Origin of the sequence: Pseudoxanthomonas mexicana (genome assembly GCF_046736355.1) — a bacterium.
Classification (GTDB): Bacteria; Pseudomonadota; Gammaproteobacteria; order Xanthomonadales; family Xanthomonadaceae; genus Pseudoxanthomonas_A; species Pseudoxanthomonas_A mexicana_B.
In genome coordinates this window covers 451,638-467,423 of the sequence record NZ_CP157201.1, presented here as the reverse complement: position 1 = coordinate 467,423, position 15,786 = coordinate 451,638, and the positions used below count along the sequence as shown (strand labels likewise).

The following is a 15,786-nucleotide window of genomic DNA, read 5'->3' as shown; positions in this document are numbered from 1 at the left end:
ACACATCGCCCTTAGATCCCCTCCGGCAGAATGCCCGGCATGGACGATGCGAAGCCCCCTCGCCGCCCGCCGCCCCCCGTGCTCGACGATGCCTGCGCATTGTTCCTCGACGTGGACGGCACCCTGCTCGATTTCGCTCCCGACCCGGCGCAGGTGAAGCTGCCGGCCGGCGCGCTGCCGATCCTGCAGGCGCTCAGCGATCGCCTCGACGGCGCGCTGGCGCTGGTCAGCGGGCGGCCGTTGCAGCAACTGGATCGGCTGTTCGCGCCGTTGCAATTGCCGGCGGCCGGGCTGCACGGGCACGAGTTCCGCGGCATGCCGCGGTCCGGCGCCTACCTGGCGCCGCCGGCGCTGGCCAGGCTGAAGGAAGCGGCGATGGCGATGGCGCGCGATCATCCCGGCTTCCGCGTCGAGGACAAGGGCACCCACCTGGCGCTGCACTGGCGCGCCGCGCCGCAACTGGCCGACCGGATCGGCGCGCTGGCGCAGGCGCACGTGGACGCCATCGAAGGCTATCGCCTGCAACCGGGCGATCACGTGATCGAACTGGTCCCCGCCGACACCGACAAGGGCCGCGCGGTGCGCCTGCTGATGGCGCAGCCGCCGTTCCTGGGCCGCACGCCGGTGTTCGTCGGCGACGACCTGACCGACGAGTTCGGCTTCGCCGCCGCCAACGCGCTGGGCGGCTGGAGCGTGCGCGTCGGCGCGCGCGAGCCCAGCCAGGCCACCCACACCCTGGCCGGGCCGGGCGCCGTGCACGACTGGCTGCGCGCCAACGCCCGCTCCCCTTCATCGCCGCCGACAGGAATCCGCGCGTGACCGACGCTTCTTCCGAATCCCCTTCCTTCGAACCGTCCAGCCTGGACCTGGGCGTGGTCGGCAACGGCAGCTTCGGCGCGCTGATCGATCGCCGCGGCCGGGTGGTGTGGAGCTGCCTGCCCGCCTTCGACGGCGACCCGGCGTTCTGCGCGCTGCTGTCGCCGCGCGGACACGACGGCGGCGACTGCGCGATCGAGCTGGAGGATCACGCTGGCGGCGAGCAGCACTACCTGAAGAACACCGCCATCCTGCGCACCGTGCTGCACGATCGCCACGGCGGCGCGATCGAGATCATCGACTTCGCCCCGCGCTGGCGCCAGCACGATCGCTTCTACCGCCCGGTCTCGCTGATCCGGCAGGTGCGGCCGCTGTCCGGCAACCCGCGCATCCGCGTGCGGGTGCGGCCGCTGGCCGACTGGGGCGCGCGCAGGCCGGACACCACCTGGGGCAGCAACCACGTGCGCTGGCTGCTGCCGGACTTCACCCTGCGCCTGACCAGCGACGTGCCGGTGCGCTTCATCCGCGAGGAGACGCCGTTCGTGCTCTCGCACCCGGTGCACCTGGTGCTGGGCGTGGACGAGCCGCTGGCGCGCAGCGTGGCCGGCTACGCGCACGAGGCGCAGGAGCGCACCGCCGGCTACTGGCGCGAATGGGTGCGCTACCTGTCGGTGCCGCTGGAGTGGCAGGAAGCGGTGATCCGCAGCGCGATCACGCTCAAGCTGTGCCAGTACGAGGACAGTGGCGCGATCATCGCGGCGATGACCACCTCCATCCCGGAGGCGCCGCACACCCCGCGCAACTGGGACTACCGCTACTGCTGGCTGCGCGACGCGGCCTTCGTGGTGCGCGCGCTCAACCGGCTCGGCGCCACCCGCAGCATGGAGGAGTTCCTGCGCTACATCTTCAACATCGCCACCAGCGACGGCACCCTGCAACCGCTGTACGGCATCGGCTTCGAGGAGCACCTGCACGAGTACGAGGTCGAGAGCCTGGCCGGCTACCGTGGCATGGGGCCGGTGCGGCGCGGCAACCTGGCCTGGGTGCAGAAGCAGCACGACGTCTACGGCAGCGTGGTGCTGGCCTCCACCCAGTTGTTCTTCGACCAGCGCCTGGTCGACCCGGGCGACGCCGACACCTTCCGCCGGCTGGAGCCGCTGGGCGAGCGCGCGTTCGCGCTGTTCGACGTGCCCGACGCCGGGCTGTGGGAATTCCGCGGCCGCACCGAGGTGCACACCTATACCGCGGCGATGTGCTGGGCCGCCTGCGACCGGCTGGCCAAGATCGCCGCGCGGCTGCAGCTGGACGATCGCGCGGCGCGCTGGCGGCAGCGCGCCGACGGTGTGCGCCAGCGCGTGCTGGCCGAGTCGTGGAACCCCGAGCGCGGGCACTTCACCGACGCCTTCGGCGGCCACCGCCTGGACGCCTCGCTGCTGCTGCTGGCCGACATCGGCTTCATCGACGCCGACGACCCGCGCTTCGTCGCCACCGTCGAGGCGATCGGCCGCGAGCTCAGGCGCGGCGACGCGCTGTTCCGCTACATCGCCCCGGACGACTTCGGCACGCCGGAGACCAGCTTCACCCTGTGCACGTTCTGGTACATCGACGCGCTGGCGGCGATCGGCCGCCACGAGGAGGCGCGCGGCCTGTTCGAGCGCATCCTGCAACGGCGCAACCACCTGGGGCTGCTGTCGGAGGATCTGGATTTCGAGGACGGCACGCTGTGGGGCAACTTCCCGCAGACCTATTCGCACGTGGGCCTGATCATCGCGGCGATGCGGCTGTCGCGCTCCTGGCAGGAGGCTTCGTGAGCCGACTGGTGGTGGTGTCCAACCGGGTGGCGATGCCGGGCGAGAACCGCGCCGGCGGGCTGGCGGTCGGCCTGCTGGCGGCGCTGCGCGAGCGCGGCGGCCTGTGGTTCGGCTGGAACGGCCGCATCACCCGCGACGCGGGCGGCCGCATCGAGGAGCAAAGCGACGGCGACATCCGCTACGTCACGATGGAACTGAACCGGCGCGACTACGACGCCTACTACAACGGCTTCTCCAACCGCACGCTGTGGCCGCTGCTGCACTTCCGCCTGGACCTGGTCGACTACGACCGCGCCACCCGCGAGGGCTACCGCCGCGTCAACGCGCTGTTCGCCGACCGGCTGGCGCCGCTGCTGCGCGAGGACGACACCGTCTGGATCCACGACTACCACCTGATCCCGCTGGCGGCGCTGCTGCGCGAGCGCGGCGTCGGCTGCAGGATGGGCTTCTTCCTGCACGTGCCGATGCCCTCGGCCGACATCCTGCAGGCGCTGCCGGATCACGCGCGGCTGTTCCAGAGCCTGTACGCCTACGACCTGGTCGGCTTCCAGACCGTGCGCGACGTCGAGCGCTTCCTCGCCTATGCGCGGCTGTTCGGCGGCGGCCGGCCGCTGGGCGACGGCCTGCTGGAAGCGCCGGGCGGGCGCCGTCTGCGCGCCGGCGCGTTCCCGATCAGCATCGACACCGCGCTGATCGCCAGCCAGGCGCGCGCGGCGATGTCCAAGCCGGCGCTGCGCGACCTGCGCGAGAGCCTGACCCGCCGCCAGCTCGCCATCGGCGTGGACCGGCTGGACTACTCCAAGGGCCTGCCGGAGCGCTTCCACGGCTTCGAGCGCTACCTGGAGCGCCACCCGGACCAGAAGGGCAGCCTGACCTTCCTGCAGATCGCCCCGGTCTCGCGCGGCGAGGTCGCCGAGTACCAGTCGCTGCGCAATCAGCTCGAACAGATCGCTGGCCACATCAACGGCGCGCACGCCGCGCCGGACTGGACGCCGCTGCGCTACGTCAACCGCAACTTCGCCCATTCCACCCTGACCGGCTTCTACCGGATGGCGCGCGTGGGCCTGGTCACGCCGCTGCGCGACGGCATGAACCTGGTCGCCAAGGAATACGTGGCCGCGCAGGATCCCGACGATCCCGGCGTGCTGCTGCTGTCGCTGTTCGCCGGCGCCGCCGACGAGCTGCAGCAGGCGCTGCTGGTCAATCCCTACGACCTGGACGGCGTGGCCGACGCCATCGCCACCGCCGCGGCGATGCCGCGCGCGCAACGCATCGAACGCTGGCGCGCGATGATGGACGTGCTGCGCGAGAACGACATCAACGCCTGGCGGCGGCGCTACCTCGACGCGCTCGACGCGGTATAGGCGAACTCCCCGGTCCGCACGCGTTCATCCGGCACCCAGCTTCGGCAGGGAACGCGGCGCGGCAAGATGAACCAGAACGCCCGCAAATCCCTGTTTTCGATCAGCCAGGTGAGACGCCGATGAAGGCCGGCGCGCGTGCGCGCGGCCGGTGCCACGCCGTTGCGCGACGGTTCACTTCGCGCACGGGGTGATGTTCATGCGCGCATCGCCACCATGCGCTCGCCCTCTCCCGGGCGCTGGCAGAAACATAACGAGGAGAAACCCATGCGTTCCATTCGTCCCCTGAGCCTTGCCCTGATCTCGCTGGCCTTCGCCGGCGGCACCGCGTTCGCACAGGACGCCGACACCGGTAGCGACACCGCTTCCGGCAAGCGCTTCGCCGTGGTCGGCAGCGCCACCGTGCTGCAACCCCATTCCGATCCGCAACCCGGCCTGGACATCGACGGCGACGTCGCGCCCACGCTGAGCGCGAGCTGGTACGCCACCGACAACATCGCCGTCGAGCTGTGGGGCGCGGCCGACAAGTTCAACCACCGCGTCAAGGACGCCGGCGGCAAGATCGGCACCGTCGACCAGCAGCCGATCGCACTGAGCGGCCAGTACCACTTCGGCGCGGCCGACAACGTGTTCCGCCCGTTCGTGGGCCTGGGCTACTACGAGTCCAACTTCAGCGACGAGGACATCGCCGGCGGCGGCCCGCACGTGGGCCTGGAGACCGCCAAGGGCGCGATCGCCACGCTCGGCATGGACTTCAACATCAACAGCACCTGGTTCGCCCGCGCCGACGCGCGCTACATGAAGGGCGACGCCGACGTGCGCGCGGCCGGCGTGCGCACCGGCGACGAGCTGAGGCTGGATCCCTGGACGGTCGGCATCGGCCTGGGCGCGCGCTTCTGATCGCGCCCATCCCTCGTTTCCTGCATCACCGGCGGCGGGCTCTGGCGAGCCCGTCGTCGTTCAGGCGGTTCATGCGCCGCCGCAGCCCCCACGCATAGCCCAGGTAGTAGCCGAGCACGATGCCGCCCACCGCCAGCAGGCTGTGGTGATCCAGCGCCTGCTGCCAGCCGCCGCCCTCGCGCCAGTAGCGGAACAGGTGGACGAAGCCCATCGCGATGCGCGCGGCGATCAAAGCGGTCAGGCCCAGCGCGATCCACGCGCTGGGCGTGTAGTGCATGCCGTCGGGCCGCCATTCGAAACGCGTCAACGCCAGCCCGGCCAGCGACAGCAACACGCCGCCCACCAGTCCGCCGGCCGCCCAGGCCAGGCTGCCTGGCAGCCACAGGCTGCTCAATGCGGATACCGCGACGAACACCATCGCCGATGCCAGCAGCAGCCAGCCGTTCAGGCGCACCCACCACGGCCGCAGCCGCACCCGCATCCTGCCGATGCGGTAGCGCTGCCACAGCGACAGCGGCAGCAGCACGATCCACAGGCACAACAGCGCCAGCACGAACAGGGGAAGCAGCAACAGGAGCAGGGGCATGGCCGCATGATGCCGCAACGGCGCGTGACGCCGCGATGTTCAGGCGGCGCGAAGAACGCGATGACGCCGCTTTAGCGCCGCCCTGCCTAGCCTTCGAGGCTCCTCCCTGTCGAAGGATGCACCGATGCCCCTGGTCCGCCTGCGCGTCACCGCCGACGAAGACGGCAACCGCGCGCTGATGAACGCGCTGCTTTCCATCGAGGGCATCGAGCACGTCGAGGAGGTCGGCGACCTGATGCCGCACATGGACGACGACGACTCCAGCTCGGCCGGCCTGGTCGACGACGCCTCGCCCGGCTTCCACCAGCTGGAGATCGAGGCGCCCAACGAGGAGGCGGTACGGCGCATCCACGCGCTGGTCGAGCGCGCGGCGGAGGTGCTGGAGGGAGCCATCGAGATCGTCGATGACGATGACGACGTGATCTAAAATCAAACCATCAACTCTAGATGACTGCGGCTGTGGCTGTTGTTGCATTTGCTGTTGCCGTTGCTCTTCCGGGTTCCCTTCCGCAGCGGCGGAGCCAGCGGGAAAACCCGAAGGGCGGCGTGCATGGATGCACGTCGTTTTTCGCCGCGACAGGATGTCGCGTCGAAAAATCCCGCTGGCGGAGCGAACCCTGCGCACGTAGTGCGCAGGGCGCGTAGGCAGGGCGTGTTTTCTTTTGGTTACTTTTCTTTGCACGAGCAAAGAAAAGTGACTCGCGCACGCGTAGCGGGTGCGAAAGCCGTTGCTTTTGCTATTTCCGTACTCAGGAACCAGTACCTTTGCTTTCAAGCAGTTAAAAGTCACTGGGTCCCCGCCTGCGCGGGGATGACGACGTTAGAGATTTCCTATTAAACCGGGCAAATCTCGATGGCACTTGGCACTTCAACCAACAACGCCAAACCTCAAGGCGGCGGCAACGGCGGCATGACCTCCCCGCGCTCCCGCCGCAGCAGGTACAGCCCACTGACCACAATGATGCCCGCGCCGAGCCAGGTCACCCGATCCGGCAGCACGCCCCACAGCGCCACGTCCAGCATCACGCCCCACACCAGCGCGGTGTACTCCAGCGGCGCGATCTGCGAGGCCTCGCCGCGCCGGAACGCCTCAGTCAGCGCCATCTGCGCCAGCGCGCCGGCCACGCCGACGCCGGCGATCACCCCGCCGTCGGCCAGCCGCAGCGGAACCCAGCCCGGCAAGGCCAGCGCACCGGCCGCGATCGACAGCAGCAGCAGGAACCACACCACCATCGCCTGCACGCTGTCGCGCTGCGCCAGCATGCGCACGGTGATGGCGCCCAGCGCGTAGCACAGCGCCGCGACCAGGATCGCCAATCCGGCCAGCGTCATCATCCCCTCGCCGGTCGGGCGCAGGATCACCAGCACGCCGGCCAGGCCGATGCCGATCGCCCACCAGCGCTGCGGCCCGATCCGCTCGTGCAGCAGCGGCCCGGCCAATGCGGTCACCACCAGCGGCGCGACGAAGGTGATCGCGTAGGCGGTGGACAGCGGCAGCGTGCGCAGGCCATAGACGAAGCCGGCCATCATCGCCACGCCAAGCGCGCCGCGCAGCAGGTGCAGCGGCCAGTGCACGCGCAGCAGGCTGCGCGCCGGCACCGTGGCCAACGCCCACACCAGCACGATCGGCAGCGCGGCCAGCCCACGCAGGGCGGCGACCTGCAACGGCGGGTAGTGCGGCGCCAGCAGCTTGAGCCCGGCGTCCATCAGCGCGAACAGCGCCACCGCGATCAGCATCAGCACGAGGGCGGCGGGCGTGGCGCGGGCGGTCATCGAGGCGGTCGGAAGCGGCGGCGGTCGGCATTATCGCCCGCAACCGCTAGAATCCCGCCTTGCCAATCCTGCCGGACAGCCCGCATGCCCTCATTCGACATCGTCTCCGAAGTGGACCGCCACGAACTGACCAATGCGGTGGACCAGGCCAACCGCGAACTGTCCACCCGCTTCGACTTCAAGGGCGTGGACGCGAAGTTCGCGCTGGAGGAGAACGTCATCAGCCAGTCGGCGCCCAGCGACTTCCAGCTCAAGCAGATGACCGACATCCTGCGCGCGCGCCTGATCGCGCGCGGCATCGACGTGCGCTGCCTGGAGTTCGGCGACGTCGAGACCAACCTGGCCGGGGCGCGCCAAAAGGTCACCGTCAAGCAGGGCATCGAGCAGAAGCTGGCCAAGAAGATCGGCGCTTCCATCAAGGAGGCCAGGATCAAGGTCGAGACCCAGATCAACGGCGACAAGCTGCGGGTGTCTGGCAAGAAGCGCGACGACCTGCAGGAGGTCATCGCGCTGTTGAAGAAGGGCGAGTTCGAGCTGCCGCTGCAATTCGACAACTTCCGCGACTGATGCCGCGCCGATGACGCCGGCGCCGCCGCGACGGCCGCCGGCCCGGACCCGATCGCCGACACCCGCCGCTGGCCCTTGCGGGAGCGACGTCAGTCGCGACGATTGAACCCGCAGACCGCCAAAGCCGACTGTCGCGACTGACATCGCTGCCACAAGACGAGGCTCTGCTCAGAGCCAGACCGAGTTCCAGTACGGATAGTCGCCCACCCGCTCGGCCAGGTCGGCGCGCAGGGGATTGGCGACGATGTATCTCGCTGCCGGACGAAGCGCGTTCTGCGAGCGAATCGCACGGTCATGGAAGCCTTTCGCCCATACCGAACCCACTTCCGGATGTGCGGTACGGATGCTGCGCGCACTGTTCGACTTGAGTTTCTGCACGACGATGGACAAGTCGTCCAATGGCCCCAGTTCGACCAAGCCATGCCAGTGATCCGGCATCAGCACCCAGGCCAACAGGCGGGAGCCGTACCACAATCGGGGTTGCGTCATTGCGCGGCAGGCTTCGCTGGCGATCTCGAATCGCGAGAAGATTGGCGAGCGTGCTGCCGTGGCGAACGTGACCAGGTATACCTGCCCGGCCATCGAGGCGCGCCCTTTCCTGAGTTCCCTGTAACCGGCCATGGCATCCATCCGCTGCTCGCGGAAAGACTGGATGCGTTGCCCGCCCGATGGAGTCGGAATGAGGCCGGTTATCGCATCAGAAAATTCCGGAAATGGCTGTCGCGACTTACGTCGCTCCCACAATCACCTCAGGAGAGGATTAAGTAGTATCGGACCTCATCCTGTGGGAGCGACGTAAGTCGCGACAGCTGGGTAGCGGGGATCGCAGGTTCAAGACTGCTGACACTAATCGCGACTTACGTCGCTCCCACAGTTGAGGATCAAAAGGCTCCGAACAGCACTCGCAGATCCTGCTCACCCAGGATCCGCCATTCGCCCGCAGGCAGATCGCCCTGCGCCAGCCCGCCGATGCGGCTGCGGTGCAGCGCGGCGACGTGGTTGCCGGCGGCGGCGAACATCCGCCGCGCCTGGTGGTAGCGACCCTCGTGCAGGGTCAGCCGCGCCTGTCGCGGCGACAGCGCTTCCAGCTGCGCGGGCAGCAGCGGTTTGTCCTCGCCGTCGAGCATCAGCGTGCCGCTGGCGAACAGCGCGGCCTCGTCGCCGCGAAGGTCCTGCGCCAGCGTGGCTTCGTAGACCTTGGGCAGCTTCGATTTCGGCGAGACGATCCGGTGCAGCAGCGCGCCGTCGTCGGTCATCAGCAGCAGGCCGCTGGTGTCGCGATCCAGCCGGCCCACCGACGACAGCAGCGGCGAGCGCAGGCGGAAGCGCGGCGGCAGCAGGTCGTAGATCAGGCGTCCGGCGTCCTTGGTCGAGCAGGTGTAGCCGACCGGCTTGTGCAGCATCAGGGTCAGCCCGGGCGGCGGATCCAGCGGCTCGCCGTCGATGCGGATGGCGGCGTGATCGACCGGGTCGTCGGCGTACAGCACCTCGCCGGCGGCATCGGCGACGCGGCCCTCGCGGAACATCGCCATCACCTGCTTGCGGCTGCCGTAGCCGAGGTTGGCGATGTGCTTGACGATCTTCATCGCTCAGCGCGCCCTGATCGCGGCGATGACCTTGAAGCCGTCGCGCTCGCCGGCCACGCGCACCTGGCCGAAGGCTTCGTTCAGGGTCTCCTCGTAGGGCAGGTGGCGGTTGGCCACCAGCCACAGCTGCCCGCCCGGCCGCAGCGCCTGCGCGGCCACCGCGATGAAGCGCCGGCCGATGTCGGGCCGGTACGCGCTGCCCTGGGTGTGGAACGGCGGGTTGCTGACGATGAAGTCGTAGCGCCTGGGCAGGCCGGCGGTCACGTCGTGCCAGTGGAAGCCGACTTCGACCTTCGCGCCGGCCAGGTTGCGGCGCGCCAGATCGAGCGCGCGCGCCTCGGCCTCGTACAGATCCAGCGAGCGCACCTGCGCGCAGCGCACGAGGATTTCCGACGACAGGTAGCCGTAGCCGGCGCCCAGGTCCGCGCCGTCGCCCTGCAGATCCGCCGGCAGCAGCGAGGCCAGCAGCGCCGAGGCCGGATCGATGCGATCCCAGGCGAACACCCCGGGCCGGCTGACGAAGCGTCCGCCGAGGATCGGGCGCGGCGCGTCCAGCGCACGCCAGCGTTCCAGCAATGCCGCGTCGTGCGTGCCATGCAACGGCGCGGTCCAGAACACCCGGCTGTGGTACTTGGACAGCGAGCCGCCCAGCCCGGCCAGCTGCTTCAGGTCCGCCTCGCCGGACCTGGCGCCCTCGTCGTTGGCGACGGCGGCGACCACGAACCCGCCGGGCGCGGCCAGCCGCACCGCGCGCGCCAGCACTGCGCGCGCCTCGCTGCGCTGGCGCGGCGGCAGCGCCAGCACCAGCGCATGGCGCGCGGGCAAGGCATCGAGCGCCTCCGCGTCGGCCACCTGCAGCCCGGCGCGCATCAGCGCATCGGCCTGCGGCCGGTAGCTCTGCTCGGCCAGTAACCTTCCCAGTGGATACCGATGCAGCGCGGCGCCCTCGCGTGCGCGCAGGAACAGCGCCGGCCCTGCGGGCCAGGCCAGGTCGCCGCGGTCGAACGGCAGCATCAGGGCATCGAGTACGGGATCGGCGGAAGGGGACACGGCATCATCCAGGCATCGGCCCGCGATTCTACCGGGCGCGGCGCAAGGCCGGATGCGGAAGCAGGGCGTGGCCTTCGCGCCGGCGCAACGTTTGCTTGATCGGGCGCGAACGCACGGGCTGCCAACATCGCAGCGTTTCCGCACGTTTGGAGGTGGGCGATGAGAGCGATGTTCGTCGGCGGCGTGGTCGACAACAGCGAGATGGACATGGACGGCGCGCAGCCGCCGATCCACTACCCCGAGGACAGCGGCGGCGGCCAGGCGCGCTACCGCCTGCAGCAGATCGGCGAGCGTCCCGACGGCAGCGTCGCCTATGCCGTCTACGGCGCGCCCGACCTGCCGACGGAGGAAGTGGAGCGCATCGCCGCCGAGCGCGCCTATGCGCGCCGGTTCGACGCGCAGCCGGTGCGCCCGCCGCAGGCGCCGGAGTAGGCCCGGCTCAGCCCTGCAACTCGCGCAGCGTCACCGACGGCGGCGCGTCCAGCACCTTGCGGGTGGCGAACAGGCCGGCCAGCAGCGCGGCCAGCATGCCGATGCCGCCGCCGATCGCCGCCAGCCGCCAGTTGGCGGTCCACGGCAGGTCGAACACGCGCGTGGCGATCACGCCCGACAGCACCGACGCGGCGATCGCCGCGACCAGCCCCGACAGCAGGCCGATGGCGGCGAACTCGGACGCCTGCGCCAGCCGCAGCTGGCGGCGGCTGCCGCCGAGCACGCGCATCACCCCACCCTCCAGCAGGCGCTCGTCCTGGCTGGCGCTGATCGCCGCCAGCAGCACCAGCACGCCGGCCGCCATCGAGAACCAGAACACCACCTGCACCACCAGCGACACCTGGTCGGCGGTGCTGCGCACCTGCTTGAGCACGGCGTCGACGTCGACCACCGACAGGTTGGGGAACTGCGCGAGCAGGTCGCGGGTGAATCCCGCGTGCTGCGGCGGCACGCTGACCGCGGTGATCCAGCTGGCCGAATAGCCGTCCAGCGCGCCCGGCGAGGCGAGCACGAAGAAGTTGGGACGGAAGCTCTCCCAGTCCACCTTGCGCAGGCTGGTGACGCGCGCCTCGAACGCCTGCCCGGCGATGTCGAAGGCCACCGTGTCGCCCAGCTTCCAGCCCAGCGATTGGGCGAATCCCTCCTCCACCGACAGTTCCGGCGCCTCCGGCGTGCGGCCGTCCCAGAACTCGCCGGCGGTGACCGCGTTGTCCTCGCGCAGCGCATCGGCCATCGACAGGTTGAACTCGCGATCGGCGCGGCGGCGCGCGCGTTCGCCCTCTTCGGCATAGTCGCCGCCGCTGACCGGCTGGCCGTTGTGCGCGCTCAGCCGGCCGCGGATCATCGGGTACAGGGCCGGCTCGTCCAGGCCGCGCGCGCGCATGAACCCGCGCAACGGATCCAGCTGATCCTGCTGCACGTTGACGATGAAGCGGTTGGGCGCGTCGGCCGCCAGCGAGCGCTGCCAGCGGTCCAGCAGATCGGTGCGCACGAAGGTCAGCAGCAGCAGCGCCATCAGTCCCAGCCCCAGCGCCGAGACCTGCGCGATGCTGGTGCCGGCGCGGCGGCTGACGTTGGCCAGGCCGTAGCGCAGGCTGCCGCGCAGGCGCGTGCGCAGCCGGCGCACGACCACGATCAACAACCAGGCCAGCAGCGCCAGCACCGCCAGCGTGGCGGTGATGCCGGCCAGCATGGTCAGGCCCAGCGTGGCCGAACCGGCCTTCCACCACAGCAGCGCGCCCAGCCCGGCGATGCCGGCCAGCGCGACCAGCCAGGCGCTGGGTTCGGCCGGATCCAGATCCCGCCGCAGCACGCGCAGCGCCGGCACCCGCCGCAGCGCCAGCACCGGCGGCGCGCCGAACGCCAGCAGCACGGTCAGGCCCACGCCGTAGCCTTGCAGCGCCGGCAGCAGGCCGGCGCCGGGAATGTCGATGCCCAGCGCCTGCTGCAGCCACCGGCCGACGCCCCATTGCAGCGCGAAGGCGATCAGCACGCCGGCCGTGCACGCCGCCAGGCCGAGCAGGATCAGTTCGCCGACGTGGATGCCGACCAGCGTGCGCTGGCTGGCGCCGAGGCAGCGCATCACCGCGGTGCCGGAGAGGTGGCGCTCGCTGTGGCGGCGCGCGGCCATCGCCACCGCCACCGCCGCCAGCACCACCGACACCAGCGCGGCCAGGCCGAGGAAGCGGCCGGCGCGATCCAGCGCCGAGCGGATTTCCGGGCGCGCGTCCTGCGCCGTCTCCAGCCGCTGCCCGCGCGCCAGCGATTCGCGCGCGATGCCGGTAAAGCGCTCGACCGCATCGGCCTGCCCGGCCACCACCAGCCGGTAGCGGATGCGGCTGCCTTCCTGCACCAGCCCGGTGGCCGGCACGTCGGCGAGATTGAGGAAGACCTTCGGCGCGACGTTGAAGTAGTCCAGTGCCGCATCCGGTTCCTGCACCACCAGCGCGGCCAGCCGCAACTGCGATTCGCCGATGCCGATGCGGTCGCCGATGCGCGCGCCCAGCGTCTCGGCGCCGGCCTGGCTCATCCACAGCGTGCCCTGCGCGGGGACGGCGGGCGCGTCGCGCTCGACGCCGCCGGCCGCCTCGACGATGCGGAACGCACCACGCAGCGGGAAGCCCTCGCCCAGCCCGCGCAGGTCGCCCAGTTGCAGATCCTCGCCGGCGCGGATCATGGTCTGGAATTCCATCGTCTCGGTCTGTCGCAGCCCGGAGGCGCCGGCCGCCTCGCGCAGCGCGCCTTCGATCGGCGCGTCGCCGCGCACCACCACGTCGCCGCCGAGCAGGCGGTTGGCCTCGATGGCCAGCGCGCGCTCGGCGCGATCGGTGACGAAGCCGACCGCGGTCACCGCCACCACCGCCAGCACCAGCGCGGCGAACAGGATGCGCACGTCGCCGGCGGCCAGGTCGCGGCGCAGCTGCCGCCAGGCCAGCGCCGGCGTCCTCATGCCTGCGCCCCGCCGTCGTGCACCAGCCGCCCGCTGTCCAGCCGCAGCACGCGCCGGCAGCGCGCGGCCAGGTGATCGTCGTGGGTCACCAGCACCAGCGTGGTGCCGGCCTCGGCGTTGAGCGCGAACAGCAGCTCGATGATCGCCTGCCCGGTATGGGTGTCGAGGTTGCCGGTCGGCTCGTCGGCGAACAACAGCGACGGCGCGGTGACGAAGGCGCGCGCCAGCGCCACGCGCTGCTGCTCGCCGCCCGACAATTGCCGCGGATAGTGGCCCAGCCGCTGGCCCAGGCCGACCTTGTCGAGGATGGCGCGCGCCGGCCCCTCCGCGTCGGCGTCGCCGCGCAGCTCCAGCGGCAGCATCGCGTTCTCCAGCGCGGTCAGCGACGGCAGCAGCTGGAAGCTCTGGAACACGAAGCCGACCTTCTCGCCGCGCACCCGTGCGCGGCCGTCCTCGTCCAGCGCCGACAGCGGTTCGCCGTCCAGCGCCACCGTGCCGTCGCTGGGCGTGTCCAGCCCGGCCAGCAGCGACAGCAGCGTGCTCTTGCCCGAGCCGGAGGCGCCGACGATGGCGACGGTGTCGCCGTGGCCGACGGCGAAGCTCACGTCCTCGAGGATGGTCAGTTCGCCGCCGGGCAGCGCGACCCGCTTGCCCAGCCGCGAGACCTGAAGCGCGTCTGTCGTGCGAGCGTGCGGCGCGGTGGAATCGGCCATGATTGTCCCTATGCTTGTCCGGATGAAGGTCACGAGGTCGGTTTGATGCGTTCCCGAATCCACAGGTATGAGGGCAACGGCGCATTGATGCAATGTGCCATCGGCTGGGTGCTGCTGTTGCTGCTGGCGTTCTCCGCGTCCGCGCAGCCCGCGGCGCAGGCCAGGGCGGCCGCTCCGGCCCCGCGCACGGTGCTGGTGATGGGCGACTCGCTGTCGGCCGCCTACGGCCTGTCCGCCGCGCAGGGCTGGGTCGCGCTGACCGGCGCGCAGCTCGCCCGCAGCCATCCGGACTGGCGCATCGTCAACGCCAGCATCAGCGGCGAGACCACCGCCGGCGGCGCGGCGCGCATCGGCGCCGAGCTCCAGCGCCACCGTCCCGCCGTGGTGGTGATCGCACTGGGCGCCAACGATGGCCTGCGCGGCCTGCCGCTGAAGCAGACCCGCGCCAACCTCGACCGCATGATCGCCGCCGCCCAGGCCGGCGGCGCGCGCGTGCTGCTGGTCGGCATGCGCATCCCGCCCAACTACGGGCCGGACTACACGCGCGGCTTCGAGGACAATTTCCGCACGCTGGCGGCCGAGCGCAAGGTCGCGCTGCTGCCGTTCCTGCTGGAACCCATCGCGCTGGATCGCGCCAGCTTCCAGGGCGACAACCTGCATCCCACCGCCGCCGCGCAGCCCAGGCTGCGCGACCACGTCTGGAAGGCGCTGGCGCCGCTGCTGAAGTGATCGTTCCCCGGCCCAGGTAGGAATTTTCCTACAGGCCGGCACGGGCTGGGCCGACTGCTCGCCGGCATCGGCGGGCGCAGGCTATCGCTGCGCCTGCTGGCGCGTGGTCGCTGTCCGGAGTCCCGTCATGTCGTCCCGCCTGCTGTTCACCATCGCCGCCCGCACCCAGGGCTGGCAGCTCTACGAAGGCGAGCATGGACGCTCGTGGTTCCCCAGCCTCGGCGAGGCGCGCGAGAACGCCAAGCTGCTGGCCGCCACCCTGCACGAACACCACGGCATCCCGACCGCCGTGATCATCGACATGGGCCGCGAATCGGTGGAGCTGGCACGGCACGGCTGAGTCGGTCGCCGGACGTGCTTCGCGAAACGAATGCGAAGCGGTAAGCGACGCGGATCGAGCGTATCTTGCGCGCAAGGGCGATGCATCACGCATGCGACCGCAGGCTGCATCGGCGCCGGGTTCCGGCGTGCCGGTCGCCAAGCTGACCTGTCCCATTTTGGTTTTGAGCGCGATACGCGCTCGGCTTCGGACGACGTATGCCTAGGTATTGACGGTCTCGTCCTGGCACCCGGCCGTGCTACGTTTTCTCGAGGGCCTCCCCAGCACGCCGAATCCTGCCGAACCGCCATCCCCTCATGTCCGCGGGAGGCAGCAGCCGGCCGGCCAAGCCCGACGCCGGCGGCGACGCAACCGCTCGCCGCTCCCGTCCCGTTCGTTCAGGCAGGACGGCGCCCTTGAAATGGGATTGATTATCATTTAGCTTTTCGCCGCCAGTCCGGGCGGTAGCCGCGTCTCCTGTCCGGCTCCCCACCCCAGAGATACCACCGTGGCCCGCCTGTTCCGTGTGCCCCTGCATCCTTCGACCGCCTGCCTGGCTCCGTTGTCCGTCCGTTCCGCCACGCAGAATGCCGCCCGGACGACCTCGGGCCAGTCGTCCAAAACGACCGGCGCC

General features: G+C 70.6%; 16 protein-coding genes. 9 read left to right on the top strand and 7 right to left on the bottom strand.

Annotated features, from left to right (window positions below; all coding sequences use genetic code 11):
- The first annotated feature begins 39 nt into the window (after window positions 1-39).
- The 4 genes from otsB to AAG688_RS02010 all read left to right on the top strand — a co-directional run bounded on the left by otsB (window position 40) and on the right by AAG688_RS02010 (window position 4,888).
- Window positions 40-819, top strand: a complete 780-nt coding sequence (otsB, locus tag AAG688_RS02025; RefSeq protein WP_411833704.1) for a trehalose-phosphatase — start codon at window positions 40-42, stop codon at window positions 817-819.
- Window positions 816-2,627 (top strand): glycoside hydrolase family 15 protein, encoded by a 1,812-nt coding sequence (locus AAG688_RS02020; RefSeq protein ID WP_411833703.1) that lies wholly within the window; start codon window positions 816-818, stop codon window positions 2,625-2,627. The genes otsB and AAG688_RS02020 overlap by 4 nt, the downstream gene beginning before the upstream one ends.
- On the top strand, window positions 2,624-3,991 hold the full coding sequence (gene otsA, locus AAG688_RS02015; protein WP_411833702.1) for an alpha,alpha-trehalose-phosphate synthase (UDP-forming): 1,368 nt from the start codon (window positions 2,624-2,626) through the stop codon (window positions 3,989-3,991). The genes AAG688_RS02020 and otsA overlap by 4 nt, the downstream gene beginning before the upstream one ends.
- A gap of 264 nt (window positions 3,992-4,255) precedes the next feature.
- Entirely contained in the window at window positions 4,256-4,888 is a 633-nt protein-coding gene (locus AAG688_RS02010) for an OmpW/AlkL family protein (RefSeq protein ID WP_411833701.1), read from the top strand.
- 25 nt (window positions 4,889-4,913) lie between these two features.
- Here the strand turns inward: AAG688_RS02010 and AAG688_RS02005 are convergent, their stop codons facing one another.
- Window positions 4,914-5,474, bottom strand: a complete 561-nt coding sequence (locus tag AAG688_RS02005) for a DUF1453 domain-containing protein (RefSeq protein ID WP_411833700.1) — start codon at window positions 5,472-5,474, stop codon at window positions 4,914-4,916.
- Window positions 5,475-5,598: 124 nt separating this feature from the next.
- On the opposite strand from AAG688_RS02005, the gene AAG688_RS02000 reads away from it, so the two are divergent.
- Complete coding sequence (locus tag AAG688_RS02000) at window positions 5,599-5,901, top strand: hypothetical protein (protein ID WP_411833699.1); 303 nt, start codon at window positions 5,599-5,601, stop codon at window positions 5,899-5,901.
- 461 nt (window positions 5,902-6,362) lie between these two features.
- Here AAG688_RS02000 and AAG688_RS01995 read toward each other — a convergent pair whose 3' ends face one another.
- A complete protein-coding gene (locus tag AAG688_RS01995; protein WP_411833698.1) occupies window positions 6,363-7,247 on the bottom strand; it encodes a DMT family transporter in 885 nt (294 codons plus the stop codon).
- Window positions 7,248-7,331: 84 nt separating this feature from the next.
- Between AAG688_RS01995 and AAG688_RS01990 the strand changes: the two genes are divergently transcribed.
- A complete protein-coding gene (locus AAG688_RS01990) occupies window positions 7,332-7,814 on the top strand; it encodes a YajQ family cyclic di-GMP-binding protein (protein ID WP_411833697.1) in 483 nt (160 codons plus the stop codon).
- A gap of 168 nt (window positions 7,815-7,982) precedes the next feature.
- Here the strand turns inward: AAG688_RS01990 and AAG688_RS01985 are convergent, their stop codons facing one another.
- The 3 genes from AAG688_RS01985 to AAG688_RS01975 form a co-directional block, all read right to left on the bottom strand.
- Window positions 7,983-8,444 carry an REP-associated tyrosine transposase gene (locus tag AAG688_RS01985; protein ID WP_411833696.1) on the bottom strand — a complete coding sequence of 154 codons (462 nt, stop codon included), beginning with the start codon at window positions 8,442-8,444 and terminating at the stop codon, window positions 7,983-7,985.
- A 251-nt stretch (window positions 8,445-8,695) separates the two neighbouring features.
- Window positions 8,696-9,400, bottom strand: coding sequence for a pseudouridine synthase (locus AAG688_RS01980; RefSeq protein WP_411833695.1), 705 nt, complete (start codon window positions 9,398-9,400; stop codon window positions 8,696-8,698).
- 3 nt (window positions 9,401-9,403) lie between these two features.
- Window positions 9,404-10,414 carry a class I SAM-dependent methyltransferase gene (locus AAG688_RS01975; protein ID WP_411834913.1) on the bottom strand — a complete coding sequence of 337 codons (1,011 nt, stop codon included), beginning with the start codon at window positions 10,412-10,414 and terminating at the stop codon, window positions 9,404-9,406.
- A gap of 195 nt (window positions 10,415-10,609) precedes the next feature.
- On the opposite strand from AAG688_RS01975, the gene AAG688_RS01970 reads away from it, so the two are divergent.
- Window positions 10,610-10,882, top strand: coding sequence for a hypothetical protein (locus tag AAG688_RS01970; protein ID WP_411833694.1), 273 nt, complete (start codon window positions 10,610-10,612; stop codon window positions 10,880-10,882).
- A 7-nt stretch (window positions 10,883-10,889) separates the two neighbouring features.
- Here AAG688_RS01970 and AAG688_RS01965 read toward each other — a convergent pair whose 3' ends face one another.
- Together AAG688_RS01965 and AAG688_RS01960 are read right to left on the bottom strand one after the other, a co-directional pair.
- Window positions 10,890-13,391, bottom strand: coding sequence for an ABC transporter permease (locus AAG688_RS01965; protein ID WP_411833693.1), 2,502 nt, complete (start codon window positions 13,389-13,391; stop codon window positions 10,890-10,892).
- Window positions 13,388-14,104, bottom strand: a complete 717-nt coding sequence (locus AAG688_RS01960; RefSeq protein ID WP_411833692.1) for an ABC transporter ATP-binding protein — start codon at window positions 14,102-14,104, stop codon at window positions 13,388-13,390. The genes AAG688_RS01965 and AAG688_RS01960 overlap by 4 nt, the downstream gene beginning before the upstream one ends.
- Window positions 14,105-14,191: 87 nt before the next feature.
- Here AAG688_RS01960 and AAG688_RS01955 point away from each other — a divergent pair, with 87 nt between their 5' ends.
- Together AAG688_RS01955 and AAG688_RS01950 are read left to right on the top strand one after the other, a co-directional pair.
- Window positions 14,192-14,833: an arylesterase gene (locus tag AAG688_RS01955; RefSeq protein WP_411833691.1), complete on the top strand. Its 642-nt coding sequence runs from the start codon at window positions 14,192-14,194 to the stop codon at window positions 14,831-14,833.
- A 127-nt stretch (window positions 14,834-14,960) separates the two neighbouring features.
- Complete coding sequence (locus AAG688_RS01950) at window positions 14,961-15,173, top strand: hypothetical protein (protein WP_411833690.1); 213 nt, start codon at window positions 14,961-14,963, stop codon at window positions 15,171-15,173.
- Window positions 15,174-15,786: the final 613 nt, after the last annotated feature.